The sequence below is a fragment of the Planotetraspora sp. GP83 genome, assembly GCF_041262585.1.
In the GTDB taxonomy this organism is placed as follows: domain Bacteria; phylum Actinomycetota; class Actinomycetes; order Streptosporangiales; family Streptosporangiaceae; genus JAOEGB01.
In genome coordinates this window covers 89,137-116,053 of sequence record NZ_JBGCBZ010000013.1, presented here as the reverse complement: position 1 = coordinate 116,053, position 26,917 = coordinate 89,137, and the positions used below count along the sequence as shown (strand labels likewise).

At 70.7% G+C, this 26,917-nt stretch carries 29 protein-coding genes; 16 read left to right on the top strand and 13 right to left on the bottom strand.

Features of this window, described 5'->3' with window-relative positions; all coding sequences use genetic code 11:
• The first annotated feature begins 235 nt into the window (after window positions 1–235).
• From ABH927_RS19670 to ABH927_RS19625, 10 genes are all read left to right on the top strand, one after another.
• Window positions 236–1,246 carry a sulfate ABC transporter substrate-binding protein gene (locus tag ABH927_RS19670; protein WP_370023559.1) on the top strand — a complete coding sequence of 337 codons (1,011 nt, stop codon included), beginning with the start codon at window positions 236–238 and terminating at the stop codon, window positions 1,244–1,246.
• A gap of 4 nt (window positions 1,247–1,250) precedes the next feature.
• A complete protein-coding gene (cysT, locus tag ABH927_RS19665) occupies window positions 1,251–2,111 on the top strand; it encodes a sulfate ABC transporter permease subunit CysT (protein ID WP_370023557.1) in 861 nt (286 codons plus the stop codon).
• A complete protein-coding gene (locus tag ABH927_RS19660) occupies window positions 2,104–2,901 on the top strand; it encodes a sulfate ABC transporter permease subunit (RefSeq protein WP_370023555.1) in 798 nt (265 codons plus the stop codon). The genes cysT and ABH927_RS19660 overlap by 8 nt, the downstream gene beginning before the upstream one ends.
• A gap of 5 nt (window positions 2,902–2,906) precedes the next feature.
• A complete protein-coding gene (locus tag ABH927_RS19655; protein WP_370023553.1) occupies window positions 2,907–3,872 on the top strand; it encodes a sulfate/molybdate ABC transporter ATP-binding protein in 966 nt (321 codons plus the stop codon).
• 3 nt (window positions 3,873–3,875) lie between these two features.
• On the top strand, window positions 3,876–4,268 hold the full coding sequence (locus ABH927_RS19650; protein ID WP_261588256.1) for an Rrf2 family transcriptional regulator: 393 nt from the start codon (window positions 3,876–3,878) through the stop codon (window positions 4,266–4,268).
• Between the two features lie 53 nt (window positions 4,269–4,321).
• Window positions 4,322–5,830, top strand: coding sequence for a serine/threonine-protein kinase (locus ABH927_RS19645; protein WP_370023550.1), 1,509 nt, complete (start codon window positions 4,322–4,324; stop codon window positions 5,828–5,830).
• A 137-nt stretch (window positions 5,831–5,967) separates the two neighbouring features.
• Window positions 5,968–6,900 carry an ATP-binding protein gene (locus tag ABH927_RS19640; RefSeq protein ID WP_370023548.1) on the top strand — a complete coding sequence of 311 codons (933 nt, stop codon included), beginning with the start codon at window positions 5,968–5,970 and terminating at the stop codon, window positions 6,898–6,900.
• Window positions 6,901–6,932: 32 nt separating this feature from the next.
• Window positions 6,933–7,319 carry an SCO5389 family protein gene (locus ABH927_RS19635; RefSeq protein WP_370023547.1) on the top strand — a complete coding sequence of 129 codons (387 nt, stop codon included), beginning with the start codon at window positions 6,933–6,935 and terminating at the stop codon, window positions 7,317–7,319.
• Window positions 7,320–7,450: 131 nt separating this feature from the next.
• The gene (locus ABH927_RS19630) at window positions 7,451–7,582 is read left to right on the top strand and encodes a hypothetical protein (RefSeq protein WP_370023545.1); all 132 of its coding nucleotides are present in this window, start codon (window positions 7,451–7,453) and stop codon (window positions 7,580–7,582) included.
• A 172-nt stretch (window positions 7,583–7,754) separates the two neighbouring features.
• Window positions 7,755–8,402 carry a GNAT family N-acetyltransferase gene (locus ABH927_RS19625; protein WP_370023543.1) on the top strand — a complete coding sequence of 216 codons (648 nt, stop codon included), beginning with the start codon at window positions 7,755–7,757 and terminating at the stop codon, window positions 8,400–8,402.
• Between the two features lie 127 nt (window positions 8,403–8,529).
• Here ABH927_RS19625 and ABH927_RS19620 read toward each other — a convergent pair whose 3' ends face one another.
• Window positions 8,530–9,057: a hypothetical protein gene (locus ABH927_RS19620; RefSeq protein WP_370023542.1), complete on the bottom strand. Its 528-nt coding sequence runs from the start codon at window positions 9,055–9,057 to the stop codon at window positions 8,530–8,532.
• Window positions 9,058–9,378: 321 nt separating this feature from the next.
• Here ABH927_RS19620 and ABH927_RS19615 point away from each other — a divergent pair, with 321 nt between their 5' ends.
• Window positions 9,379–12,393 (top strand): BTAD domain-containing putative transcriptional regulator, encoded by a 3,015-nt coding sequence (locus ABH927_RS19615; RefSeq protein ID WP_370023540.1) that lies wholly within the window; start codon window positions 9,379–9,381, stop codon window positions 12,391–12,393.
• Window positions 12,394–12,686: 293 nt separating this feature from the next.
• On the opposite strand, the gene ABH927_RS19610 is transcribed toward ABH927_RS19615, so the two are convergent.
• On the bottom strand, window positions 12,687–14,165 hold the full coding sequence (locus ABH927_RS19610) for a methyltransferase (protein WP_370023727.1): 1,479 nt from the start codon (window positions 14,163–14,165) through the stop codon (window positions 12,687–12,689).
• A gap of 131 nt (window positions 14,166–14,296) precedes the next feature.
• Between ABH927_RS19610 and ABH927_RS19605 the strand changes: the two genes are divergently transcribed.
• Window positions 14,297–14,668: a hypothetical protein gene (locus ABH927_RS19605; RefSeq protein ID WP_370023539.1), complete on the top strand. Its 372-nt coding sequence runs from the start codon at window positions 14,297–14,299 to the stop codon at window positions 14,666–14,668.
• Here ABH927_RS19605 and ABH927_RS19600 read toward each other — a convergent pair.
• Window positions 14,655–15,245, bottom strand: coding sequence for a TetR/AcrR family transcriptional regulator (locus ABH927_RS19600; protein WP_370023537.1), 591 nt, complete (start codon window positions 15,243–15,245; stop codon window positions 14,655–14,657). The genes ABH927_RS19605 and ABH927_RS19600 overlap by 14 nt on opposite strands.
• Before the next feature lie 72 nt (window positions 15,246–15,317).
• Here ABH927_RS19600 and ABH927_RS19595 point away from each other — a divergent pair, with 72 nt between their 5' ends.
• The 3 genes from ABH927_RS19595 (at window position 15,318) to ABH927_RS19585 (ending at window position 17,966) form a co-directional block, all read left to right on the top strand.
• Window positions 15,318–15,794 carry a winged helix-turn-helix transcriptional regulator gene (locus ABH927_RS19595; RefSeq protein ID WP_370023535.1) on the top strand — a complete coding sequence of 159 codons (477 nt, stop codon included), beginning with the start codon at window positions 15,318–15,320 and terminating at the stop codon, window positions 15,792–15,794.
• Between the two features lie 75 nt (window positions 15,795–15,869).
• Window positions 15,870–16,700 carry an SURF1 family protein gene (locus ABH927_RS19590; protein ID WP_370023533.1) on the top strand — a complete coding sequence of 277 codons (831 nt, stop codon included), beginning with the start codon at window positions 15,870–15,872 and terminating at the stop codon, window positions 16,698–16,700.
• A 69-nt stretch (window positions 16,701–16,769) separates the two neighbouring features.
• Complete coding sequence (locus ABH927_RS19585; protein WP_370023531.1) at window positions 16,770–17,966, top strand: amidohydrolase family protein; 1,197 nt, start codon at window positions 16,770–16,772, stop codon at window positions 17,964–17,966.
• Between the two features lie 44 nt (window positions 17,967–18,010).
• Here the strand turns inward: ABH927_RS19585 and ABH927_RS19580 are convergent, their stop codons facing one another.
• The 5 genes from ABH927_RS19580 to ABH927_RS19560 all read right to left on the bottom strand — a co-directional run bounded on the left by ABH927_RS19580 (window position 18,011) and on the right by ABH927_RS19560 (window position 21,895).
• Window positions 18,011–18,730, bottom strand: a complete 720-nt coding sequence (locus ABH927_RS19580; protein ID WP_370023529.1) for a DUF1684 domain-containing protein — start codon at window positions 18,728–18,730, stop codon at window positions 18,011–18,013.
• A gap of 9 nt (window positions 18,731–18,739) precedes the next feature.
• A complete protein-coding gene (locus ABH927_RS19575; RefSeq protein WP_370023527.1) occupies window positions 18,740–19,078 on the bottom strand; it encodes a YkvA family protein in 339 nt (112 codons plus the stop codon).
• Window positions 19,079–19,157: 79 nt separating this feature from the next.
• Window positions 19,158–20,192, bottom strand: a complete 1,035-nt coding sequence (locus ABH927_RS19570) for a PHB depolymerase family esterase (protein ID WP_370023525.1) — start codon at window positions 20,190–20,192, stop codon at window positions 19,158–19,160.
• A gap of 30 nt (window positions 20,193–20,222) precedes the next feature.
• Entirely contained in the window at window positions 20,223–21,182 is a 960-nt protein-coding gene (locus tag ABH927_RS19565; protein ID WP_370023523.1) for an LLM class F420-dependent oxidoreductase, read from the bottom strand.
• A 65-nt stretch (window positions 21,183–21,247) separates the two neighbouring features.
• On the bottom strand, window positions 21,248–21,895 hold the full coding sequence (locus tag ABH927_RS19560) for a TetR family transcriptional regulator (protein ID WP_370023521.1): 648 nt from the start codon (window positions 21,893–21,895) through the stop codon (window positions 21,248–21,250).
• 167 nt (window positions 21,896–22,062) lie between these two features.
• On the opposite strand from ABH927_RS19560, the gene ABH927_RS19555 reads away from it, so the two are divergent.
• Entirely contained in the window at window positions 22,063–22,791 is a 729-nt protein-coding gene (locus ABH927_RS19555) for a hypothetical protein (protein ID WP_370023519.1), read from the top strand.
• A gap of 19 nt (window positions 22,792–22,810) precedes the next feature.
• On the opposite strand, the gene ABH927_RS19550 is transcribed toward ABH927_RS19555, so the two are convergent.
• From ABH927_RS19550 to ABH927_RS19530, 5 genes are all read right to left on the bottom strand, one after another.
• Entirely contained in the window at window positions 22,811–23,884 is a 1,074-nt protein-coding gene (locus ABH927_RS19550) for an aspartate-semialdehyde dehydrogenase (RefSeq protein WP_370023517.1), read from the bottom strand.
• Entirely contained in the window at window positions 23,881–25,155 is a 1,275-nt protein-coding gene (locus ABH927_RS19545) for an aspartate kinase (protein ID WP_370023515.1), read from the bottom strand. Before ABH927_RS19545 ends, ABH927_RS19550 begins: the two co-directional genes overlap by 4 nt.
• Before the next feature lie 88 nt (window positions 25,156–25,243).
• Window positions 25,244–25,774 carry a DUF5063 domain-containing protein gene (locus ABH927_RS19540; RefSeq protein ID WP_370023513.1) on the bottom strand — a complete coding sequence of 177 codons (531 nt, stop codon included), beginning with the start codon at window positions 25,772–25,774 and terminating at the stop codon, window positions 25,244–25,246.
• The gene (recR, locus tag ABH927_RS19535; RefSeq protein WP_370023511.1) at window positions 25,767–26,366 is read right to left on the bottom strand and encodes a recombination mediator RecR; all 600 of its coding nucleotides are present in this window, start codon (window positions 26,364–26,366) and stop codon (window positions 25,767–25,769) included. Before recR ends, ABH927_RS19540 begins: the two co-directional genes overlap by 8 nt.
• A 5-nt stretch (window positions 26,367–26,371) precedes the next feature.
• A complete protein-coding gene (locus ABH927_RS19530; RefSeq protein WP_370023509.1) occupies window positions 26,372–26,719 on the bottom strand; it encodes a YbaB/EbfC family nucleoid-associated protein in 348 nt (115 codons plus the stop codon).
• Window positions 26,720–26,917: the final 198 nt, after the last annotated feature.

Genomic DNA, 26,917 nt, shown 5'->3' with positions numbered 1-26,917 from the left:
GGCCGTTACGAGTCCCTATGGACGGGCACATGCCAGGGACGCATCCAGGGGACATTCAGGGACATTCCGTACGGCAGGCACAGCGAGGCCCGGCCGCTTCTGGCCTGGGGTTGACCACACGCACATCGGCTTGGGAACAGCCGTATAACAAAAACCCACCCAACTTGACGGGAATCCGCGGCTGGACTTTAATTCGACGAAACCGACTTATTTAGTAGGAATCAAGGAGACGGGCATGAGAGTGCGCAGGCTCAGGGGTATCGCGGCCGCTGCCGTGGCGACCACCGCCCTGGTGACCGCCTGCGGGGGAGGGAACAGCTCTGCCGGGGGGGACGGCAAGGTCCAGTTGTCGCTGGTCGCATATTCCACTCCGCAGGCGGCCTACAAGGACATCATCGCGGCGTTCCAGAAGACGCCCGAGGGCAAGAACATCACCTTCACCCAGTCGTACGGCGCGTCCGGCGACCAGAGCCGCGCGGTGGCCGCCGGGCTCAAGGCGGACATCGTCGAGTTCTCGCTGGAGCCGGACATCACCCGGCTCGTCAAGGCGGGCATCGTCGCCGACGACTGGAACAAGAACGCCACGAAGGGCTTCCTGACCAAGTCCGTCGTGGTCATCGGCACCCGCAAGGGCAACCCGAAGGGCATCAAGACCTGGGATGACCTGATCAAGCCGGGCACCGAGGTCATCACGCCCAACCCGTTCACCTCGGGGGCCGCCCGCTGGAACCTGCTCGCGGGCTACGGCGCCAAGTCGAGCAAGGGGACCGACCAGGCCACGGGCCTGACGTACCTCGACTCGCTCCTCAAGAACGTGCCCGTCCAGGACGACAGCGGCCGCAAGGCGCTCCAGACCTTCACCGGCGGCAAGGGCGACGCGATCCTCACCTACGAGAACGAGGCGATCTTCGCCCAGCAGAACAAGCAGGAGCTCGACTACACGATCCCGGACTCGACCATCCTGATCGAGAACCCGGTCGCCGTGACGAAGAACTCCGCGCACCCCAAGGAGGCCGCGGCCTTCCTGAAGTACCTCTACTCGGTCGAGGCTCAGACGATCTTCGCGAAGAACGGCTACCGCCCCGTGGCCGAGGGCGTGACGGGCTTCACCTGGCCGCAGCCGGCGCAGCTGTTCACCATCGACGACCTCGGCGGCTGGCCGAAGATCACGACCGACTTCTTCGACCCGAAGACCGGCAAGGTCGCCGAAATCGAGCGCAAGCTCGGAGTGGCGACCGAGAAGTGACGACGTGACCACCGACACCGCTGTCCGTCCCGCCCCCGCACCCGGCTCGCCGGGTGCGGGGGCGCGGGCGCGTTCGCGCTTCCCGGTGAGCGGGAGCACGGCACTGGGCCTCGGCTCGGCCGTGCTGTACATGAGCCTGATCGTGCTCATCCCGCTCGCCGTCGTGGTGTGGCGCTCCGCCGACCAGGGTCTTGGCTACTTCTGGCGGGCCGTCACGACTCCCGACGCGTGGGCCGCGCTCACCTTCACCGTGGGCGCCTCCGTGATCGTCGCGCTGATCAACCTCGTCATGGGGACGATCATCGCCTGGGTGCTCGTCCGCGACAGGTTCCCCGGCAAGGGGATCGTCGACACGCTCATCGACCTGCCGTTCGCGCTGCCGACGATCGTCGCCGGCCTCGTCCTGCTCGCGCTGTACGGTCCCGAGAGCCCGCTCGGGGTCAACCTGGCCTACAGCAGGATCGGCGTCGTGCTCGCCCTGCTCTTCGTCACGCTGCCCTTCGTCGTACGGACGGTCCAGCCCGTGCTCCTGGAGCTCGACAGGGACATGGAGCAGGCCGCGGCCTCTCTCGGCGCGAGCGCGTTCCAGACCTTCCGGCGGATCATCCTGCCAAATCTCGTCCCGGCGATGCTGTCCGGCACGGCCCTGGCGTTCACCCGGTCGATCGCCGAGTTCGGCTCGACGGTCCTGATCTCGGGAAACCTCCCGTTCAAGACCCAGGTGGCGGCCGTCAACCTCTTCAGCCAGATCGAGGGCGACAACACGACCGGGGCGGCGGCGATCTCCACGGTCCTGCTGGTCGTGGCCCTGGTCGCGCTGATCTCGCTCGATCTCCTGCAACGCTGGGGGAGCCGCCGTGGCTAAGCCGCGTCTGTCTCGATGGGGCCTCCGCACGCTCGCGCTGGTCTACCTGCTCTTCCTGCTGGTCCTCCCGGTGGGTCTGATCATCTGGCGGACCTTCGGCGCCGGGCTCGGCCCGTTCTTCGACGCGCTGACCTCGCCGTCGGCGGTGCACGCCTTCCAGGTCACGCTCACCGTCGCGCTGTGGGCGGTGGTGGCCAACACGATCTTCGGGATCGGCGCGTCCATCCTGCTCGTCCGGCACCGGTTCCCCGGCAAGCGGCTGCTCAACGCGCTGATCGACCTGCCGATGGCCGTCTCGCCGGTCGTCGTCGGCCTGGCCCTCATCCTGGTCTACGGCAGGTACTCCCCCATGGGCGGCCTGCTGGAGAGCTGGGGAATCCAGGTCATCTTCTCCACTCCGGGCATGGTGCTGGCCACCGTGTTCGTGTCGCTGCCCCTGGTCGTCCGGGCGGTGGTGCCCGTCCTGGAGGAGCTCGGCGACGAGCAGGAGCAGGCCGCGCACACCCTGGGAGCCAGCCGGCTGCAGGCGTTCCGCCGCATCACGCTTCCCGGCATCCGGTCGGCCCTGGCGTACGGCGTGGTGCTGTGCCTGGCCCGGTCGCTCGGCGAGTACGGCGCGGTGGCCGTGGTCTCCGGCCGTCTCGTCGACCAGACCCAGACGCTCACGCTCTTCGTCGAGGAGCGGTTCCAGAACTTCGACCAGCCCGCCGCCTTCGCCGCGGCGACGGCCCTCGCGCTCATCGCCGTGATCACCCTGCTGCTCACCAAGCTCCTGCGCCCGAAGGATTGAACCCCATGGCCATCGAAGTACGCGACGTGAACAAGTCGTTCGGGACGACACCCGTCCTGCGCGAGGTGTCCATCGATGTCGAGTCGGGGTCGCTCACGGCTCTGCTCGGCCCGAGCGGCGGCGGGAAGTCGACGCTGCTGCGCGTCATCGCCGGGCTCGAGCAGCCCGACACCGGCACCGTGATGATCTCCGGGGTCGACGCCACCCGCCTGTCCCCGCAGCGGCGCAACGTGGGGTTCGTCTTCCAGCACTACGCGGCGTTCAAGCACCTGTCGGTCTTCCGCAACGTGGCCTTCGGGCTGGAGATCCGCAAACGGCCCAAGGACGAGATCCGCAAACGGGTCATGGAGCTCCTCGAGCTCGTCCACCTGGAGAAGATGGCCGACCGCTACCCGTCGCAGCTCTCCGGAGGGCAGCGCCAGCGGATGGCCCTCGCCCGCGCCCTGGCGGTCGAGCCCGAGGTGCTCCTCCTGGACGAGCCGTTCGGGGCGCTCGACGCGCAGGTGCGCAAGGAGCTGCGCACGTGGCTCCGCCGCCTGCACGACGAGGTGCACGTCACCACGGTCTTCGTCACGCACGACCAGGAGGAGGCGATCGAGGTGGCCGACACGATCGTCGTGCTCGCCAACGGCGCCGTCGAGCAGGTCGGCAGTCCGGCCGAGGTGTACGACCACCCGGCGAACCCGTTCGTGATGCGGTTCCTCGGCCCGGTCACCGAGATCGGCGGCAGTCTCGTACGCCCGCACGACATCGAGATCAGCGCCACCCCGGCCGAGGGGAGCACGGTCGCCACGGTCTCCCGGATCGTCCGGCTCGGCTTCGAGGTCCGGGTGGAGCTGGAGATCGCGGGCCAGGAGGCATGGGTTCAGGTGACGCGGGGATTCGCCGAGCAGATGTCGCTCCAACCGGGCGACGTCGTCAACGTCAGGCCCAATCCCGGGAGCCGGTCGCTGGCCCTGAGCTCCGTGTAGCAGATGCGGCTTTCCGCCCGGACGCAGTACGCCCTGCGTGCCGCCGCCGAGCTGGCGGCGGCACCGCCCGGACCGGTGCCCGCGGAGAAGATCGCGGCCGCCCAGGACATCCCCCGGAGGTTCCTGGACAACATCCTGCTCCAGCTCCGCCGCGCCGGGTTGATCCACAGCCAGCGCGGCCCCGACGGCGGCTACTGGCTCGCCCGCCCCGCCACGGAGATCAGCCTCGCCGACATCATCGTGGTCGTGGAGGGAGTCTCCCAGGACAGCGAGCGGTTCCCGGGGGTCGCCGAGCCGCTCGCCGACGTCTGGACGGCCCTGCGCCAGTATGAGCACGCGACCCTCACAGAGATCACGCTGGCCCATATCGCAAGTGGTTCCCTTCCGCCCCTTTAGTTGTGGAAGACTCCGCATTCAGTGATATTTGCCCGGGTGTAGAGGCAGGCGGGATGGGTACTGCGGGGCAGCTGATCGTCAAGCGATATCGGCTGGTGCGCGCTCTCGGCCAGGGCAGCATGGGCATCGTCTGGGAGGCCCACGACACCCTTCTGGACCGGCCCGTGGCCGTCAGGCAGGTGCTCCTCCCCTCCGACCTCCGGGAGAGCCGGCGGATCGAGCTCGCCCAGCGCGTCGCCCGCGAGGCCCGCCAGGCCGAACGGCTCCGCCACCCCAGCATCGCGGCCGTCTACGACGTGGCCGAGGAGGACGGCGTCCCCTACCTCGTCATGGAGCTGGTCCGCTCGCGCTCGCTCGACGGCATCGTCGCGAGCGACGGCCCGCTCACCCCCGAGAAGGCCGCGCCGATCGTCAGGAAGATCCTGGCCGCGCTGACCTACGCCCACGCGTCCGGCGTGCGGCACGGCGACGTCCGGCCGTCCAACGTGCTCGTCGGACACGACGGGCGGGTGCTCCTGGCCGACTTCGGGACGGGGGCCCTGGCCGCCGATCCGGCCTTCGCCCGGGCCGCCGCCGAGCGGTCGCCCGCGCACGGCGATCCGGCGAGCGTCGCCCGGGGCGTGTCCGCGTTCCTCGCCCCGGAGCGGGCTAGCGGCTCCGGCACCGGGGGGACTGGGGGCGGGGTCCCCACCGTGGCGTCGGACCTGTGGTCTCTCGGCGCCGTCCTCCACCTGGCCGTCACCGGGCGGCGGCCCACCGGCACTCTGGACGGCGTTCCCGACGCGCTCAGGACGGTCGTCCAGGGGCTGCTCGCGCGGGACCCGAAGAAGCGGCTGACCCCCGAGGCGGCCGACCGCCTGCTGGCCGCGATCGAGCCCGTGGCCGCCCCTCAGGCGGCTCCTGCGGGCGGGAGCCGTACGAGACTGATCGCGGGGATCGCGGCGGCGGCGCTGGTCGCCGGAGCGGTGGGCGGCTGGGCGGTGCTGCGCCCCGGAACCGGCGTCACCGAATCGGCGATCCCGCTCGCGGCCACCGTGTCTCCGGTCGCGTCATCACTGGCGCCCACACCGTCTTCGAGCCCGGTGCAGGTGACGAAGCTCAAGCTGAAGTGGCACAAGGCCGACGCGGGCTGGCGTGCCGGGGTGCCGAAGGACTGGACCCTCGAACAAACCGACTACTCCACGCGGTGGCTCGACCCCGAGGGCCGGGCCCAGCTCAACATCGAGGTCACCGGCCAGAGCGGGACCGACCCGCTGGGAGCGCTCCACGAGGCCGAGGCGATCCTCTACCCGAGCGTGAAGGCCTACCGGAAGCTCCGCCTCAAGACCGTCACCAGCAAGTACGGCACGGCGGCCGACTGGGAGTTCACCTGGACGCAGCGGAAGGCGTCGGCGGACACCCATCTGACCAAGGGGGTCGCCTACCACCAGTTCCGCCGGGTGATCTCGGCGGGCACCACCACGAGCGTGCTCACCTGGACGACCATGGCCGACGACTGGGACCGCCTGCGGCCCACTCTCATCAAGGTCTTCACGCTCTTCCAGCCGCCGCCCTCGGCCTGAAGGCCGGCTCGAAGCCTGCCCGCCTGAAACCGGACGCCACGACCGCGAATCACCGTGTCCGCGCGGTCGCGGTGTGCCATGATTGCCATCGAGCGAAAATGGCAATGGTTTTCATCATCAGATGAGGTGACGATCTCGTGCGGGTGGCGTTCGTCGGCAAGGGCGGGAGCGGGAAGACGACCCTGTCGTCGCTGTTCGCGAGGTATGCGGCACAGCGGGGTCCGGTCGTCGCGGTGGACGCCGACATCAACCAGCATCTCGGCCTGGCGCTGGGCGCGACGGCCGTTCCCGAGCCACTGGGCGGCATGATCAGCGAGATCAAGGACTACCTCCGCGGCGACAACCCGCTGATCCGCGACGCCGCGGCGATGGTGAAGACCACCCCGCCCGGCCGGGGCTCCCGCCTCGTCCGCCTCGACGATCCGTTCTTCCCGTCCCGCGACGTCGAGGGCGTCTCGCTCATGGTCACCGGGCCCTTCACCGAGGACGATCTCGGCGTCGCCTGCTACCACTCCAAGGTCGGCGCGGTGGAGCTCTACCTGAACCACCTGGTCGACGGCCCGGGCGAATACGTGGTCGTCGACATGACCGCCGGGGCCGACTCCTTCGCCTCCGGCCTGTTCACCCGGTTCGACCTCACGTTCCTGGTCGCCGAGCCCACGAGGCAGGGCGTGAGCGTCTACCGGCAGTACCACGACTACGCCGCCGACTTCGACGTCCGGATCGCGGTCGTGGGCAACAAGATCCAGTCACCGGGCGACGTCGACTTCCTGCGCGAGCACGCCGGCGACGACCTGCTGACCTGGTTCGAGCACTCCCCCGCCGTGCGCGCGATGGAGCAGGGCAGGCCGTTCACGCTCGCGGCCCTGGAGCCCGCCAACCACCAGGCGCTCGGCACGCTCCTGGCCCACCTGGACGCCCAGCCGAAGGACTGGGAGAAGTACGGCAGGCAGGCGGCCGAATTCCACATCAAGAACGCCGGAGCCTGGGCGAACCGGGCCACCGGCGAGGACCTCACCGCACAGATCGACCCCGGCTTCGTGTACGGCCCTGCCGTCGCGGCGCCGTGAGGAATCCCATCGGCTCCGAGAGGAGAAGCCACATGTCGCTGACCGTTCCGAACGATCTGCTCGACCAAGCTCGCACCGGGGAGATCGACGACGAGGCGTTCGTCGCCTGCGTCCGCGAGTCGCTGCCGTACGCCTGGGCGACGATCGGCGAGCTGGCCGAGCGCCGTGACCGGTCCGGCGCCGAGTTCGCCGACAACCAGGTCCCGCCGCCGGACGAGGCCGCCCGCGGCCAGCTCCTGCGCTGCCTGGCGAGCGACGCCATGCGCGGCGCGCTCGAACGGCACTTCGGCGTACGGCTCGCGTTCCAGAACTGCCACCGGGTCGCCGTCTTCCACCCGGCGGCCACGGACGCCTATGAGGAGTTCGTGACCCCGCGCGCCCAGATCCTCAACCAGAAGCCCGAGCTGGTCGACTGCTAGGCGGTCACGGGCCCCCGGAAGCGGGGGTTCGTGCCCGTCTTTCCGATTATCGCGGTGGGAAGGGGCATGAACCGGCGCCTGGGTGCTGGACTGGACGCGCGCCCAGGTGGCGCTCATGCGGCCGGACCCCCGTGCCCGAGCGGCCCGAGCTGGCCGGACTGCTCGTGCGGCCAGACGGGTTCGTGGCCTGGGCCGCGGACGCGGATCAGGGGGACCTCGGCGCCCTGAAGCAGGCCCTCCCGGCCTGGCTCGGCACCCCCTGAGGCCGTTTGTGATCATTGCCCAAATCTTTACCCGGCACGGCCGGGCGGCCCGCTCGAATTTGTGCCTCTGACCTGCGATTTTGTCGACGGGCGGCTAGGTTAACCTGAGGCCACACAAGATGCCTCGTGTCATTTGGTTCCAGCCAAGTTACGCAGACCCCATCATGTGCTCATGCCCGCTTTTGTCACCCTGTCCGGGCGCTCCGTGCGCCTGGAACCGCTCAGCCTCGCGGTGCTCGACGACCTCGTCGCCGCGGCGAGTGAAGACCGTTCGACGTACGCCTTCACTCGCGTTCCCGCTGGCCGGGAAGAGATGGTCTCCTATGTGGAGGCCGCCTTGGCTGAGCAGGCGGAGGGCCGCACGATGCCCTTCGCCATCCGGTGGCTGCACACCGACCGTGTGGTCGGTGCCACCCGTCTGATGAACCTGGAGTACTGGCAGGGGCCCATGCCCTGGCCTCCCGGTACCAAGGGTGTGGTCGGCGAGGTCCCGTCCGTGGCGGACATCGGTTACACCTGGCTCGCGGCGTCGGCCCAGGGAACCGGTGTGAACAGGGAGAGCAAGTTCCTGATGCTCTCCCTCGCGTTCGAGACCTGGCAGGTTCACCGGATCACCCTTAAGGCCGATGTACGCAACACCCGATCCCGGGCCGCCATCGAGGCCCTCGGCGCGCACCTGGACGGTGTGCGACGAGCGGACAGCCGAGGCGCCGACGACACGGTCCGAGATACGGCGTACTACTCGATCCTCCGTCCCGAATGGCCCGCCCTTCGAGAACGTCTCCGCGCGAGGCTGAGCCTCGTGGAAGCGGCCGCCTGACCCTTCGACCACACGGAACCAACGGAACGTATGGAAGCGGCGCGGCCCGCCCCCTGAAGAGGGGACGGGCCGCGTCTGTGTGAGTGCGATCAGGCGGTCGGGTGCGGTCGGGTTGCCCCGGGTGCCGTCACGCCTCGTAGTCGTAGTCGTCGTCGTAGGCGTTGTACAGGTCGTTCCACGAGCCGCACTTCACCGGGTAACTGCTGTGCAGACCGATCTGGCAGACCTTGGCCTGGACCTGCGCGACGTCGTAGCGGTAGAAGCTGAACTGCTTGTAGCCGCCGGCCCCGCAGTACTTGTACGACTTGAAGCTCGAGGACCAGTCGTCCTCCTCGTCGTCCCAGTTCTGGACGCGGAACTTGATGTAGGCGCACTTGCCACCCTCGCCCTCGGTGCGGTGGTCGAGGTCCCACAGCTTGCCGGTGATGTGGACGCTGTTGGACTCGTCGTCGTCGTAGTTGACGTCGATGTAGCCCTTGGCCTTGGCGAGGTGGTTGCTCGACCAGTACGGGCCCCAGTAGCCGTCGTAGTCGGACGAGGCGGAGGCGGCCGAGGCCGTGGAGGCGTTGGCGGCCGTCGAGAGGGCCGGGACGCCGATGGCGAGGGCGGCGGTCGTGGCGGCGAGACCAATGACGGTGCGGACGGAGCGACGCATTTCGGTTCTCCTGTGGTTGAGGACGATCCCCCGGCTGCTTTCCGGGTGCAAGCCATTGATACGGCCGACCGCCTGCAAGCCGCTTTCACCGGCCTGACACCCGTTTGCAAGCCGCTTTCAGACCCCTGACGAGACCCCTGAACCAAGACATGGCCGCCCCCGCAGGGGCCATGCCTCGGTGATCTCAGGATGGCGATCGGCGCTCAACGCCCGATCAACGGCCGATCAACGCGTGGATTAACGACAGAGCCCTTCCCTATTGGTCCCGCGCCGCGGGATCTATCATTTGGTCGGAAAACTTGCCATTGGAGAAAAGCGCACATGCCTGATGACGTCACCGAGGACGGCCTCCGCTTCGCCGTGCTCGGACCCGTCCTGGCCTGGCGCGGCGGCGTCGAGCTCGATCTGGGCACGCCCCTGCAGCGCTCGATCCTCGCGATGCTGCTCCTCCGGGAGGGTCGCGCGGTCACGCCGACCGAGATGATCGACGCGGTGTGGGGCGAGGACGCGCCCCCTCGCGCGCTCGGCGCCCTGCGCACCTACGTCTCCCGCCTCCGGACCGTCCTGGAGCCGGAACGTTCCCCCCGGACCCGTCCCGAGCTGCTCACCTCCGTCGGGCGCGGCTACGCGCTGCGCCTGGAGACGGCCAGGCTCGACCTCGGCGTCTTCGAGCGCGAAGCCGCCGCCGCGGAGGCCGCCCGCCGATCCGGCCGGACGGACGAGGCGGCCCGCCTCCTGCGTGACGCCCTCGCCCTCTGGTCGGGAGAGCCGCTGGCCGGCGCGGTCGGGCCGTACGCCGACCACCAGCGCGACCGGCTCATCGAGCGCCGCATGGCGACCGTCGAGACACTGATGGAGCTCGACCTGGAGCTGGGGCGGCACGCCGAGGTGGTCTCCGAGCTGATCGCCCTGACCGCGGACCACCCGCTGCGCGAGCGGCTGCGCGCCCAGCTCATGCTGGCGTACTACCGCTGCGGGCGGCAGGCCGAGGCCCTGTCCGTGTTCACCGACACCCGGGACGCCCTGATCGAGGAGCTCGGGATCGAGCCGGGCACCGAGCTGACGGAGCTGCACCGCCGCATCCTGGCCGCCGACCCGACCCTCACGCTCGCCAAGACCCCTGATCTCGTACGGCTCGCGCCCGTACGGCCCACACCCCCGGCGGAGAACGGCGAGGACGACGCGGCGGAGCACGAGCCGGCCGTCGAGATGCCGAAGCCTGCGCAGCTTCCGGCCGCCGTGAGCGACTTCACCGGCCGCGCCGGGCTCGTCCACCGGCTGCTCGGCCTGCTCCGCGGCGGCGGTGAGGGGGTGCCGGTCGCCGCCATGTCCGGCATCGGCGGCGTGGGCAAGACGACGCTCGCCGTCCACGTGGCCCATCTGGCCGACGACCTGTTCCCCGACGGCCAGCTCTACGCGGACCTGCGCGGATACGGCCAGGAGCCGACCCCGCCCGAGACCGCGCTGGTGGCGTTCCTGCGGGCCCTCGGCATCCCGGTCGACGTCATCCCCGACGGCCTGGCGGACCGGTCGGCCCTGTTCCGGTCGCTGCTGGCCGACCGCCGCATGCTCGTGCTGCTCGACAACGCCCGCGACGCCGAGCAGGTCGAGCACCTGCTGCCCGGCTCGCCCGGCTGCGCGGCGATCATCACGAGCCGGGGCAAGCTGGCCGACCTGCCGTCGGCGCGGCTCATCGACCTCGACGTGATGGAGCCCGACGAGGCGCTCTCGCTCCTGGGGGCCGTCGCCGGGCCGGAGCGGGTGGCCGCCGAGCGCGCCGCCGCCATGGACGTGGTCGCCGCGTGCGGCTTCCTTCCGCTGGCGGTCCGCATCGTGGCGGCCCGGCTCGCCGCCCGCCCCTCCTGGACGGTGGCCTCCCTCGTCCCCCGGCTCGCCGACGAGCGCCGCCGCCTCGACGAGATGAAGATCGGCAACCTGGCGGTCTCCGCCACCTTCGCGCTGGGCTACGGCCAGCTCGACCCCCAGCAGGCCAGGGCGTTCCGGCTGCTCTCGCTGCCCGCCGGGTCGGACATCTCCGTCCTCGCGGCGACGGCCGTACTGGATCTGAGCCCGGTCGGCGCGGAGGACCTGCTGGAGTCGCTCGTCGACGCCAGCCTGCTGGAGGCCCCGGCTCCCGGGCGGTACCGCTTCCACGACCTGCTCAAGCTCTTCGCCCGGCGGCAGGCGGAGGACACCGACGACCCGGCGGCCCGGGCGCTCGCGCTGCGGCGCCTGCTGGGTTTCTATCTGGCCTCCGCGCGGTCGGCCCACCGGCTCGCGTACGAGGGCAGCGCGGTCGCGGACAACCTCATGGTGATCGGGCCGCACGGCCACACGTTCTCGTCGGCGGACGAGGCCGTGGCCTGGCTGTCGGTCGAGGCCGAGGACCTGTTCGCCGCCATCGGCCAGGCCGCCGAGTCGGCGAGCGGCGGGGAGGACCTCCTCCCCGCGGCCGACCTGCTGCTCGCGATGGAGCCGCTGCTGGAGTCGGGCACGAACCAGCGGGAGTTCGAAAAACGCGTCGCGGCGATGCTGGACGCCACGCGGCGCGTCGGCGACCGGCGCAGTGAGATGCGCTGCCGCTACGTCCTGGGGCGCGTCCTGTTCGGGGCGAACCGGCTCGCCGAGGCCGAGGAGCAGTTCCTGGCCGCGCGGGCGCTCGGGGAGGACACCGGGGACCACATCGTGCTCGGGGAGACGTGCAACGCCCTCGCGGTGGTGGCCGGGCGGCAGCGCCGCCACACCGAGGCCCTCCAATGGTTCGACCGGGCGACGACCGTCTACCGCGAGGTCGGCAACCCGGCGGGCGAGGCTCTGGTGCTGAGCTACTCCGCCCGCGACCACATGGGCCTCGGGCATCCGGAGGACGCCATCGCCGCGTCCGAGCGGGGCCTGGCCATCTTCACGGAGATCGGCAGCGGCGCCGGCGTCGCCCGCGCGCGCTACCACCTCGGCACCGTCCTGTCCTACGTCGGCCGGCTCAACGAGGCCGTCGTCCACCACGCCGAGTGCCTGGCCTTCTTCCGGGCCAGCAACCAGCGGGTGTGGGAGCAGCGGGTCTGCTACCGGCTCGCGGCCACGTTCATCGCGGCCGGGCGGTTCGCGGAGGCGGCGCGGCACGCCGATCAGGCGCTGACCGTCAGCCGCGAGATCACCCACCCGTACGGCGAGGCGCAGTCTCTGGCCGCGCTCGGGAAGGCCCTGCGCGGCATGGGCGAGACCCAGCGCGGACGGGACGCCCTAGTCAAGGCCCTCGACCTCTTCACCCGGCTCGGCTCCCCCGAGGCCGAGGACGTCCGGGCCCTCCTCCTGGAGCTCGACCAGGTCGAGACGTAGGTCACCGCGCAGGTCCTCGCGTAGGTCGTCGTCCATCCGCGTCATCCGGACGTGGTTGATCACGCTGTCTCCGCTCCCGAAGGACCGCGCCTTCCTGTGCCGGCGCGGCGAAAGGTTGGGGACGCCCGGCCGGCCGTCGGACCACCACCAGGTGCGCAGGGGGCCCGGTGCTTCCGGAGCGCCTGGTGACGGCTAGCCGCCTCACTAGGACGGCCGGCCGGACTTGGCGCGGATCTCGAAACCCCCCAGACCCGCGCCCATGACCAGGGTCGCGGTTCGCGGTCAACGTCCGATCAACGCGTGCTTGCAACCCGGAAGTAGCCCTCGGCGATGAGCGGCCGCAGCGTCTCCGGCGCGCGTCGCAGCAGGTCGGCGGGGTCATCACCGAGGATTTCGGCGATCGCCGCGAGCAGTGGCCGCACCGGCAGCTCGCCATCGCACACCCCGGCGAGCGCCGCCTCCACCGTCCCCACGGCGGTCGTACGGCGCAGCCCCCGGGTCTGCCGGAGGACGATCCGCGACGGGTCGTCCGCGCCGGGTGGGCCCATCCGCTCCTCCACGACCCCGTCGGCCACGGCGAGGAACGCGTCGAGCAGCGCCTCGTCGGTCATCCGGTGGCCCAGCTTGATCGCTTCGAGGATCTCCTCGACCTGCGCGCCGATGGGAAGCTCGACCTGCTGGGGGAGCTCCTCCACGCGGACGACCGGATCCATCGCGCCCGAGTTGTGCAGGGCGATCCAGCCGAACCCGATGCCGGTCACGTCCATCGACTCGAACCACGCGAGCCACTCGTCGTACCGCTCCCGATAGGCCGAGGTGCCCTGCTCGGCCGAGTCGCGCAGCCACAGCTCGACGTACTCCGAGGGATCCTGCACGTCACGTTGCGCGGCCCAGCCGTCGCAGCCGGTCTCCGCCAGCCAGCCGCCCACCCTGTCCTGCCAGTCCTCGCCCTTCACGTGCAGCCAGTTGGCGAGGAACCGGCCGTGCCCCCCGTGATCGAGGTGCCGGGGCGTGAGCCGTACGAGATCGCGGCAGAAGTCGTCGCCGCGGAAGCCGGACTCGCGGTAGGTGAGCCGGGCCGCGGGCGAGATGACGAACGGCGGGTTGGAGACGACCAGGTCGAAGCGCTCGCCGGCGACCGGGTCGTACATCGAGCCCTCCCGGGCGTCGACCTCGGGGACGCCGGAGAGGCGCCAGCTCAGCCGGGCCAGCCGCAGCGCCCTGCGGTTCACGTCGGTCGCGACGATCTCCTCCGCCCGCCCGGCCAGGTGCAGGACCTGGACGCCGCAGCCGGTGCCCAGATCGAGCGCTCTGCCGACGGGCCCCGTCACGCCGAGCTGCGCGAGGTTGGCCGACGCGCCGCCCGCGCCGACGACGTGGTCCCCCCGGATCGCGGGGTCGCCGGGCCGCACCTTGCGGTCGGAGACCACCCAGGCGGGCGCGCCCGAGCCGGTGTCCCACGGCTGCAGATGCACCGTGGCCTGTACGGCGTCGCCGAGCCGGACGAGCAGCCCGGCCTCGATCAGGTCGTGCAGCGGCAGGTCGGCGGCGGCGATGCTGATCGGTGCGCCCAGCCACCACAGGCGGATGAGCATGGCCAGCGGGTCGCCGTCCCTCGTCGCGCGCATCGCGGGGACGATCTCCTCGCGGGCCAGGGCCGACGCGGCCATGTCGCCCAGCCGCTCCCGCACGCCGTCGATCGTGTAGCCGGACTCGACGAACCTGTCACGAAGCCGTCGGACCAGGTCAGATGGGGCGTCCACGGAACGAATCTATCGTGAGCCGGCGGCCCGGCGGGCCTTGTCCGGCTGATCACCGCACGCGGGGATAAGCGCGCTGCAAGTCCCCGTCAAGGGGTCCGTCCTAAGACTGACGGGTAGCCGCCGTCCCGAGGAACCCCGCGATGATGATCCCCTGCCTGGCCTGCGAGTCCCGCTTCCACCCCGACGAGTTCTTCAGCGCCTGCCATGACTACAACCGCGGCAGGGATCTCGTCGCGTGGACCTGCCCGCGCTGCGGGAACCGGGACGACATCCGCGTCTATCCGGGAGAGCTCGGCTTCGGGTACGTCCGGCGCGGGCGGTATGACGTGCACGACCGGATCCGGGTGCCGGGAATGCGCCGCCGGCGTCACGACCTGCGGCTGGACATCTCGCTCGACGAGCGGGTCTGGCGCGTCCGCACCCACGGCCTTCCGCTGGTCCCGCCGGTCGTCACGCCGATGGTCCCGCCGGTCGTCACGCCGATGGTCCCGCCGATGGTCAGGGCATCCTGAGGCTGTTCCACGCGGCCTCGCCGAGCCCGCGGATCTCCTCCTCGGTCGGCTGGTGCGCCCCCCCGAACCACAGGCGGCACATCTCCTGGGCCGGGCCGAGCCACAGGACGTAGCACATGGTGGGGTGGACCGGCCGGAGCAGGCCGTCCTTCATGTGGGGCCGCCACCAGTCGGACACCTGGCGGAAGAAGGTGCGCCTGAGCTCGGCGACCTCGGGGCCGCCCGGCTCCTCGCGACGGGGCGGCCGCTCGCTGATGAGGATCCGCGCCCGCTCGGGATGCTCGCCGCACCAGGCCATGTGGAGGGCGACGATCGCCTCGATCCCGCTGCGGGCGTCCTCGTGGCGGATGAGCTCGCCGACGAAGGCGTCCTGGTACATCTGGAGGATCTCGGAGTACAAAACGCCGAAAACATGTTCTTTGCTGGTGAAGTGGTGATAGAAACTTCCCACGCTGACACCGCTCTCCTCGCGGAGGCTGGCGAGCGTGGTGGCGGACACACCGTCCTGGCTGAAGCGGCGCAACGCGCCCTCGATGATCCGGGTGCGGCCGTCTCGCCCGTTCTTCGCGCTTTTCACGTGGTCAATGGTGACCCAACAGAACCTTGTTCTGCAAATCCGGCCAAAGGGCCGGGCGCAAATGGACTTACGATGCCTGACATGCGGCGCTACCGGGTGGACAACTGCTCGATCGAGCGGACACTCACCGTGCTCGGCGAGAAGTGGACGTTCCTGGTCCTGCGCGAGGCGTTCAACGGGGTGCGGCGCTTCGCCGACTTCCAGGCGGGCACGGGCGCGCCCCGGCAGGTGCTGAGCGCGCGGCTCGCCCGGCTGGTGGCGGAGGGGCTGCTGCGCAAGGAGCCCTACCAGGAGCCCGGGCAGCGGCAGCGCGACGAGTACCGCCTCACCCAGAAGGGCCTCGACCTCTACCCGATCATGATTTCGCTGATGCACTGGGGCGACCGCCACCTGGCCGACCCGGACGGCGCTCCGATGATCGTCACCCACCGCGAGTGCGGCGCGCCCGTCCGGCTGCACCTGCGCTGCGCCGAGGGCCACGAGGTCGCCGGCCCTCGTGAGGTCACGCCTCGCCCTGGCCCGGGCGCCCGGTGGAGCGCCTCGGCCTGACAGCGTGGCCTGACAGCTCGACCGAGAGAGGACGCTGGAAGCAGGACCACTCCCCCCTCTGCCTAGGCTGGTCACGTGTACCGGTTCCTCCTCACGCCGCGCTGGGTCGGGCTCCACCTGCTCGTGCTCGCGCTGATCCCCGCCTTCCTCTTCCTGGGGAAGTGGCAGTACGGGCGGTTCGAGGAGCGGTCGGCCGCGAGCAGCCGGATCACCGCCAACCTGAGCACGCCGCCGGTGCCGCTGGCCCGGCTCGACTCGGTGGGCGCGGCCGTGCCGGACTCGGTGAAGTACCGCCTGGTCACCGTCACCGGGCGCTACGACACGGGGCACGAGCTGGCGGTGAGGCGGCGCACCCAGAACAGCCGCCTCGGGTTCTACGTGGTCACGCCGCTGGTCACCCCGCAGGGAGCCGTCCTGGTCAACCGAGGCTGGGTGCCGGCGGGGGCGACCGCCGACGCGCCGCCCGTGATTCCGCCACCACCGGCCGGCGAGGTGACGGTCACCGGACGGCTCCGGCCCACCGAGACGGAGGACTCCACCGGCATCAGGAACCGCTCCGGACTGCCCCCCGGCCAGGTCCTGCTCATCAAAACGGCCGATATCGGGAAGGGCCTGCCGTACCGGCCGTTCGGCGGGTTCGTGGAGCTGACCGGGCAGCGACCGCAGGGCGGCCCCGCGCCGGAGCCGGTGCCGGCCCCCGACGTGGGCGGCGGCGGTGGCCTCAACCTGGCCTACGCCGTGCAGTGGTGGCTGTTCATCGGCGTGGCGGTCGGCGGCTGGGCGCTCCTCATCCGGCGGGAGGCCCGCGACCTCCAGTCGGCCCGAGAGGCCCCCCAGGACCCGGCGGAGGACGCCGAGCCCCTCACGACCAGGGCGACTTTACAAGATCGTGACATCACGCGGTGAACGAACGGATACCAACCGGAGACCTTGCAGCTTGTTCGGTGTTATCCCTAGGCTCTAACGTTTACTACCGTGACGACGCCGCTGCATCCCGACCCAGAGCCGAGGCGGCGGGACTACGTGATCATATCGGTCGACGATCACCTGATCGAGCCGTCTGATCTCTTCGAGGGCCGCCTGCCGGAGAAGTACAAGGACCAGGCGCCCAAGGTCGTGGAGACCGACGCCGGCCACCAGGTGTGGCGATACGCCGGGACGACCTATCCGTGCGCCGGGCTCGACGTCGGCGCGGGCCTGCCGAAGGAGCAGTGGACGCTCGACCCCGTCCGCTTCGAGGACATGCGGCCCGGCTGCTACGACATCGAGGAGCGGATCGCCGACATGGACCGCGCGGGCGTCTGGGCGGCCCTGTGCTTCCCCGGCATGCTCGCGACCCAGGCCGGCATGCCGTTCGCCAGGACCCGCGACCAGGACCTCGGCCTGGCCCTCGTCAAGGCGTGGAACGACTGGCACGTGGACGTGTGGGCCGGCACCTATCCCGAGCGGATGGTCGCGCTGCAGCTCCCCTGGCTGCCCGACCCTGAGGTGGCGGCCAAGGAGATCAGGGCCAACGCGGCCCGCGGCTTCAAGGCCGTGGTGTTCCCCGAGTTCCCCACGAGGCTGCGGCTGCCGTCGATCCACAGCCGCCACTGGGACCCGTTCTTCGCCGCCTGCGAGGAGACCGGCACGGTCGTCTGCCTGCACACCGGAGCGTCCTCCTGGGCCCCCGTGCCCTCGACCGACACCCCGATCGAGGCGATCACCACGCTGATCCCGGCGAGCGCGATGTTCGCGTGCGCCGACTGGCTCTGGTCGGGCGTGCCGCTGCGGTTCCCCGCGCTGCGGATCCTGATCGTGGAGGGCGGCGTCGGCTGGCTGCCGATGCTGGCGGAGCGGGCCGACTACGCGCTCGACCACCCGGTCGCGTCCGAGGCGGGCTGGGACGGCGGCCTCAAGCCCAGCGAGGTCCTCCGGCGCAACTTCTTCTTCGGCACGCTCGACGACAGCGCGCTCGGGGCGGTACGGCTCGCGGTCGGCATGGAGCACGTCCTGCTGGAGAGCGGCTACCCCCGCGCGGAGTCGAACTGGCCCGACAACCAGCGCGCGGTCGCCCGCAACCTCGGCAGCCTGCCGCCCGCCGACCTCGCCCGAGTCGCGTACGGCAACGCCGCCCGCCTCTTCGGGCACCCGCTGCCCTCCCGCGCCTGGCTCCGCATGGAGGAGCTGTAGGCCCTGGGCTCCAGGCGCTCGTGCGACACCGTCAGCCCGCGCCGTCAGCCCGCGCCGTCCCGGAAGACCGGGCGCTTCTCCCCGGCCTCGATGGCTATGGGGAAGCGGTTCTGCGGCGGGGGGAGGGGGCAGTTGAAGTGGGGGGAGAGCCCGCACGGCGGCACGTACGCGCGGTTGAAGTCGAGCACCACCCGGTCGTCGCCCGGCACGCGCGGCACGGTGAGGAACCGGCCGCCGCCGTAGGTCACGGCGCCGTTCGTCCGGTCGCCGAAGACCAGGATCAGGGTCCCGTCGTCGTCGAAGGCGCTCAGGGTGTACGGCGTGCCGTCGAGCGTGAAGGTGATGTCGCCGGGGACGACGTGGTCGCGCGTGCCGCCGTTGTCCCCGACGTGCTCGAACGGCACGAGCCTGGAGTCGGACACGGGCGTGAAGGCGGCCTCGATGACCCAGTCGGGGTTGAAGGGGAAGACGTCGATGGTCTCGAAGTGCCGGATCGCCGGGGACTTGGCGTCCCAGAGGCGGATACCGCGCTCCGGCCGGCCCGTGCCGATGTGGCGGCGCTCCAGGCGCGTCGCGGTCACGCTGTCCGGCTGGCCGGCCAGCGCGTCCTCCAGCGTCTGCTCAGCCGCCTGCGGCAGCCACCGGGTCTCGATGAGCGCCAGATTGCCCGTGGGCGCGGTGACGGACGCGATGCGGGACGCCCTCCAGGCGTCCCACCCGGCGCGCGCGGACTCGATCGTGGGGGCGGAGGCGAGATCGGGCATGGTCGTCACTCACTTCGTCAGGACGGGCTGAGCCGTGTTCTCCCACTCGACGTAGCGGCCGCCCTCGCCGAGCAGCGCCGTCACCAGCCAGAGGAGGACCCCGAAGTCGTCCACGACGCCGATGCCGAGCAGGAAGTCGGGGATGGCGTCGATCGGGGACACGATGTACGCGACGGCCATGCCCAGCATGGCGAGCTTGCCCTTGCCGAGCCCGGGGTACTGGCCCTTCGCCGCCGCGCGGACCATCCGGGGCAGCGCCTTGATCCGGGCCGCCAGGCCGGGTGAGCCGGGCCGGGACACCTCCCGGTAGGCACGCCAGGTCGCCGCCGCACGTCCCGCCTTCGCCATGATGGCCACCTCCGGGAGGCAATCTGCCCGCTTTGCCTTCTTGTTAACGTGCGAACCGTTCCCGGCGTTCCGAGGGTGGCTAGCGAGCGGCCGCGTGCCGGCTGAACGCCTGGAGGATGAGCCCGGTGGCGTCGAGCCTGGTGGTCTTCCCCAGCGCGCCGAGCTGGATGCCGCCCGGCCAGGTGTGCCCGCCGCCGTCGATGACGTACGCCTCGACCGTCGCGCCTCCTCCGCAGCGGAACGTGCGGAGCGCCACATCGGAGGCCGGCCTGCTCCTCACTCCCCGGCCGCAGGCCATCGAAGCCGTCCACCGCGACAGGGTCGTCTCGAAAGGCGGAAGCCGTACGCTCCTGAGCCAGGCGGGCACCGAGAACCCGCGGATCTGGGCCGGCAGGTTCACCCGGCCCCCACCGTACGGCACGACCTGGTCGGCGGTGCCGTGAAACGTGATGATCGAGGTCGGCCGGGGGTGGGCGCAGGGCCGGGCGATCGTGATGCCGCTGACCGGCGCGACCGCCGCGAGCCGCCCGCCGAGCCCGCAGACGAGCGCGGCCGCCATCCCGGCGCCGTTGGACATGCCCGCGGCGAACTCCCTGGTCCTGTCGACGCACAGCGTCGCCTCGAGGTGGTCGAGCAGCACCCGGGCCGCCTTGATCTCAACCTGCTGTGCGCGCGACGGGCCACCGCCGAAGCCGGGGAGGATCCATCCCGGCAGGCCAGAGGCTGTCTCAGGGGTGACAATGATGTAGCCGAGGTTGGTCCCCGCCACGGGCAGCCGGGTGTAGGCGTCCTGCTGGACGGCGTTCGACCCCAGGCCGTGGTAGTTGAGCACGAGCGGCGCGGGCGACGTGTTGGGGAAGCCGACCGGCATGCTCAGCACGTAGTCGAGCCTGATCCCACGCACCCGGACCTGGTTCCTGCCTCCGATCGGCGGAGTTTTTCCACAGCCTGTGGACACACCGGGGGACATGCCGGAGAACATGGGCGACGCCTTCCCCGCGGTGCTCGTCGTGTCAGGCGTCTTACCGGTCTCGATCGAGGACGGCGAGCAGCCGACGAGGGTGGCGAACAAACCGGCGCAGAACACGACACACAGCCCGGGCGGCCTCCGCATCCCGACACTCCCTCCAGGCCCGGGGCCCGGCTAACCGAGACCGGGGGCCAGGTCCCGTACGGCCTGCGCGACCGGCACGTCGCCGCCCGGCAGCGGGGCGAGGACGGGGGTGTCCAGGCCACTCGCCACATACTCGCGGATGCGGGCACGGCATGTCGCGGCGTCGCCGTACACGATGAGATCGTCGACGACCTCGTCAGGGATGGCCTTGACCGCGGCCTGCCGGTCGCCCGCCGCCCACGCCTCGTGCATGGGCCGCAACACGTCGCCGCGCCCGAGCCAGTCGTGGAAGGCCGCGTACACCGGAACCGTGAGGTAGGCGGCCAGCATCCGGCGGGCGAGGTCCCGCACGCGCCCGGCGTCCTCGCTCACCACGACGAACAGCCGGGCGATGAGCTCGGTCTCCGGCCCCAGCTCGGCGCGGACCTTCCGTACGTCCTGTGGCGACACCCAGTTGGTGATCGCGCCGTCCGCCTCGCTCGCGGCCAGGTGGAGCATGCGGGGGCGCAGCGCCGCCAGCACGATCTTCGGCGGGACGGCCGGAGCCCGCTCCAGCCGGAAGCCGTTCACCTCGAAGGTCTCGTAGCTCTCGGTGACCTTCTCCCCGGCCAGGGCGGCGCGCAGGAACCGCAGGGTGTCACGGGTGCGGGCATACGGCTTGACGAACTCCCCGGCGTTCCAGCGCTCCACGATGACGGGCGAGGACGCGCCGATGCCGAGCACGAACCGGCCGGGGGCCACGTCGGCCAGCGTCGCGGCAGACATGGCGAGCAGGCCGGGGCCGCGCGTGGACACCGGCACGATGGCGCTGCCCAGCCGCAGGCCGGGCGCCCACTCGGCGGCCAGGGCCAGCGGGACGAACCCGTCCGTGCCGCTCACCTCGGCCGACCAGGCATCGGTGTATCCCAGCGCCGGCAACTCCGCGATCAGCGCCTTCGACTCGGTCAGCGTCTCGTCGAAGAACGGGATCGTGATGCCCCAGCGGTCCACGGCCACTCCTTCCGGGAATCCTTCCGAAGCTCTGACCATACCAACCGGGCGGTATGGCCGGACGGTCAGACGCGGAGTTCGCGGACCACCTCGATGAAGTCCCGGGCCACCCCCCGGATGCCGGGCAGGTGCGAGAGCCCGACCAGCCGGTCCACCAGCGGGACCGTGCAGTCGATCAGCCGGTAGGTACGCTCGCAGCCCGGCGAGGTGTCGTGGACCCAGAACAGCACGACGCCCATCGACAGCAGCCAGAGCAGCTCCGGCAGCTCGGCCCGCAGTTCGGAGTCCATCCGGTCGGTGGAGCCGTCCACCACCTCCCGGTAGATGGCGATCGCCGACTCGCGCGCCGGGGCCGACTCCGCGCTGAACGGGCTGAGCGGGTTGCTCGGCTCGGCCGCGTGCTTGAAGAACTTGACCGCGAACTCGTGGTACGGCTCGGAGATCCGTACCCACGCCCGGAGCACGCCGCCGAGCCGCCCGGCGAACGATCTCTCGACGGCCAGGACCTCGCGGCACGCGGCCTCGTGCTCCGCCTGGGCCCGGTCGTAGTACGCCTGGATCAACTGCTCCTTGGACGTGAAGTAGTAGTAGGCGTTCCCCACCGACACGCCGGCCTCGGCGGCGATCGCCCGCATCGTCGTCGCCTCGAAGCCCCGCTCTCTGAACAACCGGAGGGCCGTCTCGACGATCAGCTCCCGTGTCTTCTCGGCCACGCACGTCACTGTACGGCTCCGGCCCGCGTCCGGTCATGGACCCACTAGATGATCGACAGTCCTTCGCAAATTCCGTCGCGGCGCGGGAATGCCGGGGCCCGAAATGTGGGATCGATCACCATGGCGAGCTCCCCCGCCACCGACAGACGAGCGACCGGGGAACACACATGGACATCCGTCCGCCGTGGTGGGGGCTGGCCGGGATGACGACCGTCGTCCTGACGTCCCTGCCCGCGCAGCTGACCACTCCGCCAGGCGGCCCGGCCACGGCACCGCCGACCACGGCGGAGAGCCCTGGCCCGGCCGCCATGGCCGCCGCCCCCGCGGCCACTACGGCCGCCACGCCCGCCGCCACTCCGGCGACGGTGGCGGGGAGCCTGGCCGGCGCGGTCGGGGCCCAGGTCCACGCCGCCACCGGGTCCGCGGCATACGGGTCCACGGCCACGGGCTCTGCCGCCACGGGCTCCGCTGCCGACGTCCGGCTCACCCAGCCGGACGCGATGCGCCTCCTCCAGGCGGCCGGTCTGGGCTGGCGGTCGTCCGGCCACTGCACCGACCCGCAGCGGCGCGAGTGCACGTCCCTGAACTCCATCAGGTACGGCACGCTGACGCAGACGATCGAGCTCAAGCGGGCCAGCAGGTGCGTGATCACCGTCACCGGCGGGACCGAGGTCGGCCACTCCAGCGGCTACTACAGCCACGAGAACGGGTTCAAAGTCGACATCGACCACAACAAGTGCATCGACGCGTACATCACCGGGACGTTCCGCTTCTGGAAGACCCGGGGAGACGGCGCGGCCCTCTACTGCCCGTGGCTGTTCCCGGGCCTACCGCCGCCTCCCGACACCGACATCTACGCGGACGAGCCCAGCCACTGGGACATCCTCTACCGCTGATCCGGGATTTCCTCTGCGATCAGCCTTCGAGGAACTCGGTGGCCACCAGGGCGGCGATCTCGGCCGTGTTGAGCGCGGCCCCCTTGCGGAGGTTGTCGCCGCACACGAACAGGTCGAGGGTGTTCGGGAAGTCGAGCGCCTGGCGGATCCGGCCGACGTAGGTGGGATCGGTGCCCACGACGTCCGCCGGGGTGGGGAAGACCCCGTTCGCCGGGTCGTCCAGCAGCACCACGGTCGGGGCGGCCTCCAGGATGGCGTGGGCGCCCTCCACGGTCACCGGCCGCTCGAACGTCGCGTGGACGGCCAGCGAGTGCGTCGTCACGACCGGGACGCGAACGCAGGTCGCCGACACCTTGAGGTCCGGGATGCCGAGAATCTTGCGCGACTCGTTGCGGACCTTGAGCTCCTCGGAGGACCAGCCGCCGTCCTTGAGCGAGCCCGCCCACGGCACCACGTTGAGCGCCAGCGGAGCGGGGAACGGCGAGTCGGCGAGGTCGGGAACGGCCTTGCGCACGTCACCGGCCACGGTCCCCATCGTCCGGTCACCGGCGACCGCCTCGATCTCGGCGTAGAGCCGCTCGGGACCGGCCACGCCGGCGCCCGAGACCGCCTGGTAGGAGGCGACGACCAGCTCGCGCAGGCCGTACTCGCGGTGCAGGGCGCCTATGGCGGCCATCATCGACAGCGTCGTGCAGTTGGGGTTCGAGATGATCCCCTTGGGCCGGCTCCGCGCCTGCTCGGGGTTGCACTCGGGCACCACGAGCGGCACGTCCGGGTCCATGCGGAAGGCGCCGGAGTTGTCCACGGCCACCGCGCCGCGCGACGCCGCGATCGGCGCCCACTCGGCGGACACCTCGTCGGGCACGTCGAACATGGCGATGTCGACCCCGTCGAACGCCTCCGGGGACAGGGCCTGGACGACGACGTCCTCCCCGCGGACCTGGAGGACCTTCCCGGCCGACCGCGGCGAGGCGATCAGGCGGATCTCTCCGTACGCGTCGGACAGGTCGGTCCGGTTCGTCAGGATGTCGAGCATGACGGTGCCCACGGCACCGGTGGCGCCGACGACGGCGAGGGTGGGCTTGCGACTCATCGTCCGGTACCTCCGTACACAACGGCCTCGACCTGGTCCGCGTCGAGGTCGAACGCCCGGTGCGCGGCCGTGACGGCCTGGTCCACCTCGTTCTGCCCCACGACGACCGAGATGCGGATCTCCGACGTGGAGATCATCTCGATGTTGACGCCCGCGTCCGCGAGGGCGCTGAAGAACTTCGCGGTGACACCCGGGTGCGACCGCATCCCCGCCCCGATCAGCGACACCTTGCCGATCTGGTCGTCGTACAGCAGCGACTCGAAGGCCACCTGGCTCTGGATCTTCTTCAGCGCCGTGAGAGCCGTCTGGCTGTCGTTCGTCGGCAGCGTGAAGGAGATGTCGGTCCGCCCGGTCGCGGCCGCCGACACGTTCTGCACGATCATGTCGATGTTGATCTCGGCGTCCGCCAGCGTCCTGAAGATCGTGGCAGCCTCTCCGACCTTGTCGGGCACCCCGACCACAGTGATCTTGGCCTCGCTCCGGTCGTGCGCGACTCCGGAGATGATGGGCTGCTCCATCTGGGTTCCTTCGATCTTGGGGTCGGAGACGACCCACGTGCCTTCCCTGGTGCTGAACGAGCTTCTGACGTGGATCGGCAGGTTGAACCTGCGGGCGTACTCCACGCAGCGCAGATGCAGGATCTTGGCCCCGCAGGCCGCCATCTCCAGTGTCTCCTCATAGGAGATCCGCGGGATCTGGCGGGCCGTCGAGACGATGCGCGGGTCGGCGGTGAAGATGCCGTCCACGTCGGTGTAGATCTCGCAGACGTCGGCGCCGAGCGCGGCCGCCAGCGCGACGGCCGTGGTGTCCGAGCCGCCCCGGCCGAGCGTCGTGATGTCCTTAGTGTCCTGCGACACACCCTGGAAACCGGCGACGATCGCGATCTGGCCCTTGTCCAGCGCCTCCCGGATCCGGCCGGGGGTCACGTCGATGATGCGGGCCTTGCCGTGCGTCGAGTCGGTGATGACCCCGGCCTGGGAACCGGTGAAGCTGCGCGCCTCGTGGCCCAGGTTGGCGATCGCCATGGCGAGCAGCGCCATCGAGATCCGCTCGCCGGAGGTCAGCAGCATGTCCAACTCGCGGCCCGGAGGCAGCGGGGACACCTGCTGTGCCAGATCGAGCAGCTCGTCGGTGGTGTCCCCCATGGCGGAGACGATCACGACGACGTCGTTGCCGGCTTTTTTCGTCGCGACGATCCGCTGGGCGACCTGCTTGATGCGGGACGCGTCGGCGACGGACGAACCACCGTACTTCTGGACAACGAGCGCCACTGGAATCTCCGAACGAAATCAGGCGTGGAGCTCACAGTGTACTTGGGGCGCCCAACGACCCAACTGGATTAGACCAGCATGTGGACGGTCAGACGGTCGTGCTCTCTTCCACCACGTCAAGGCGGGTGTGCGCGACCAGGGCGTGGAGCGCGCGAAGCGCCGCCCCGGCGTGGTTGCCCCAGGTGTTGAAGTAGGAGTACTGCCACCACCACAGGGCCTCCAGCGGACGCCCCGCCCGGTAGTGCCGCAGCCCGTGGATCAGGTCCGCCGCCACCGCCGTGAGATCGTCCGACAGCCGGTACGGCGTGACCACCGTGTCCTTGTACGGGTCGAACACCTCGGCGTAGTCGTCCACTGGGCCCAGCCGTGTGGCGAGAGCCGTACGGAGCGGGTCGATGTCGGGATCCTCGCTCAGGGCCGGCTCGAAGTTGCCCTGCAGGATGACGTCCTGCATCGCGCCGAGCTGGGTGCCCGCGAGGCTCACCTGCGCCACCTCGACCAGCAGCAGCGGCAGGGTCGCGTCGCCGCCCTCGCCGCCCGCCAGGCGGGTCAGACCGTCGATGTAGTTCTGCGCGTGCCCGGCGATGCGTGCGGCCAGGTCGTCCCACTCGTCAGACATCCAGCAGCCTCCGTCCTTCGAAAGCGCGGCCCAAGGTGACCTCGTCGGCGTATTCGAGGTCACCGCCCACCGGCAGACCGCTGGCCAGTCGTGTCACTTTCAGCCCCAGAGGCTTGACGAGCCTGGCCAGGTAGGTGGCCGTCGCCTCGCCCTCGAGGTTCGGGTCGGTCGCGAGGATCAGCTCGGTCACCTGGCCGTCGGCCAGCCGCGCCATCAGCTCGCGGATTTTCAGGTCATCGGGGCCCACGCCGTCGATCGGGCTGATCGCCCCGCCGAGCACGTGGTAGCGGCCACGGAACTCGCGGGTCTTCTCGATCGCCACGACGTCCTTGGACTCTTCGACGACGCAGATCACATGCGGGTCGCGCCGCTGGTCACGGCAGATCCGGCACTGCTCCTCCGCGGCGACGTTGCCGCAGATCCGGCAGAAGCGGACCTTCTCCTTGACCTCGAGAAGCGCGTGCGCCAGCCGCTTCACGTCCACCGGATCCGCGGCGAGAAGGTGAAAGGCGATGCGCTGCGCGCTCTTGGGACCGACGCCGGGCAGCAGCCCCAGCTCGTCGATCAGATTCTGGACGACCCCTTCGTACATGGCTTCTAGAACCCCGGCAGCTGGCCGAGGCCGCCTCCGAGTCCCTGCGCGAGCGGGCCGAGCTTCTCCTGCTGCAGCTCGGCCGCGGCGCGTACGGCGTCGCGGACGGCGGCCAGGACGAGGTCGGCGACCGTCTCGGCGGTCTCCTCCAGATCACTCGTGTCGATGGCGGTCGGGCTGATCTCGAGCTCCAGCAGCTCGCCGCTCCCGTTCACGGTCGCGACCACGAGCCCGCCCCCGGCGCTCCCCTCGACCTCCGCATCGCTGAGCTCCTGCTGTGCGGTGACGAGCTGCTGCTGCATCAGCTGAGCCTGCTCCAGCAACTGCTGGAGGTTGACATCCCCTGGATTCACAATCGTGCGCTCCTCAGCGTCCAGCGACGTGTTCGTCGCGACGAGCCTACGGTGTTCGCCGCTGTTCTGGCACCGGCGCCCATGCGTGTTCCCCGCAATTGGAGCCGCAACCACGACACGCCAATCCAGTGGAAACAGCCGCGAACCCCCAGGAACCGTACGAGACTCCACCGGCGTACGGGACCGACGGCCGACGGC

What these genes read in the sequence shown, in the direction of transcription:
- ABH927_RS19570 (WP_370023525.1), bottom strand. Translation starts at nt 20,192, where the DNA reads ATGCGGAGGCCGCCCGGGCTGTGTGTCGTGTTCTGCGCCGGTTTGTTC.
- ABH927_RS19620 (WP_370023542.1), bottom strand. Translation starts at nt 9,057, where the DNA reads ATGCGTCGCTCCGTCCGCACCGTCATTGGTCTCGCCGCCACGACCGCC.
- ABH927_RS19595 (WP_370023535.1), top strand. Translation starts at nt 15,318, where the DNA reads ATGCCTGACATGCGGCGCTACCGGGTGGACAACTGCTCGATCGAGCGG.
- ABH927_RS19540 (WP_370023513.1), bottom strand. Translation starts at nt 25,774, where the DNA reads ATGTCTGACGAGTGGGACGACCTGGCCGCACGCATCGCCGGGCACGCG.
- recR (WP_370023511.1), bottom strand. Translation starts at nt 26,366, where the DNA reads ATGTACGAAGGGGTCGTCCAGAATCTGATCGACGAGCTGGGGCTGCTG.
- ABH927_RS19605 (WP_370023539.1), top strand. Translation starts at nt 14,297, where the DNA reads ATGATGATCCCCTGCCTGGCCTGCGAGTCCCGCTTCCACCCCGACGAG.
- ABH927_RS19650 (WP_261588256.1), top strand. Translation starts at nt 3,876, where the DNA reads ATGCGGCTTTCCGCCCGGACGCAGTACGCCCTGCGTGCCGCCGCCGAG.
- ABH927_RS19575 (WP_370023527.1), bottom strand. Translation starts at nt 19,078, where the DNA reads ATGGCGAAGGCGGGACGTGCGGCGGCGACCTGGCGTGCCTACCGGGAG.
- ABH927_RS19550 (WP_370023517.1), bottom strand. Translation starts at nt 23,884, where the DNA reads ATGAGTCGCAAGCCCACCCTCGCCGTCGTCGGCGCCACCGGTGCCGTG.
- ABH927_RS19580 (WP_370023529.1), bottom strand. Translation starts at nt 18,730, where the DNA reads ATGCCCGATCTCGCCTCCGCCCCCACGATCGAGTCCGCGCGCGCCGGG.
- ABH927_RS19645 (WP_370023550.1), top strand. Translation starts at nt 4,322, where the DNA reads ATGGGTACTGCGGGGCAGCTGATCGTCAAGCGATATCGGCTGGTGCGC.
- ABH927_RS19615 (WP_370023540.1), top strand. Translation starts at nt 9,379, where the DNA reads ATGCCTGATGACGTCACCGAGGACGGCCTCCGCTTCGCCGTGCTCGGA.
- ABH927_RS19555 (WP_370023519.1), top strand. Translation starts at nt 22,063, where the DNA reads ATGGACATCCGTCCGCCGTGGTGGGGGCTGGCCGGGATGACGACCGTC.
- ABH927_RS19635 (WP_370023547.1), top strand. Translation starts at nt 6,933, where the DNA reads ATGTCGCTGACCGTTCCGAACGATCTGCTCGACCAAGCTCGCACCGGG.
- ABH927_RS19625 (WP_370023543.1), top strand. Translation starts at nt 7,755, where the DNA reads ATGCCCGCTTTTGTCACCCTGTCCGGGCGCTCCGTGCGCCTGGAACCG.
- ABH927_RS19670 (WP_370023559.1), top strand. Translation starts at nt 236, where the DNA reads ATGAGAGTGCGCAGGCTCAGGGGTATCGCGGCCGCTGCCGTGGCGACC.
- ABH927_RS19655 (WP_370023553.1), top strand. Translation starts at nt 2,907, where the DNA reads ATGGCCATCGAAGTACGCGACGTGAACAAGTCGTTCGGGACGACACCC.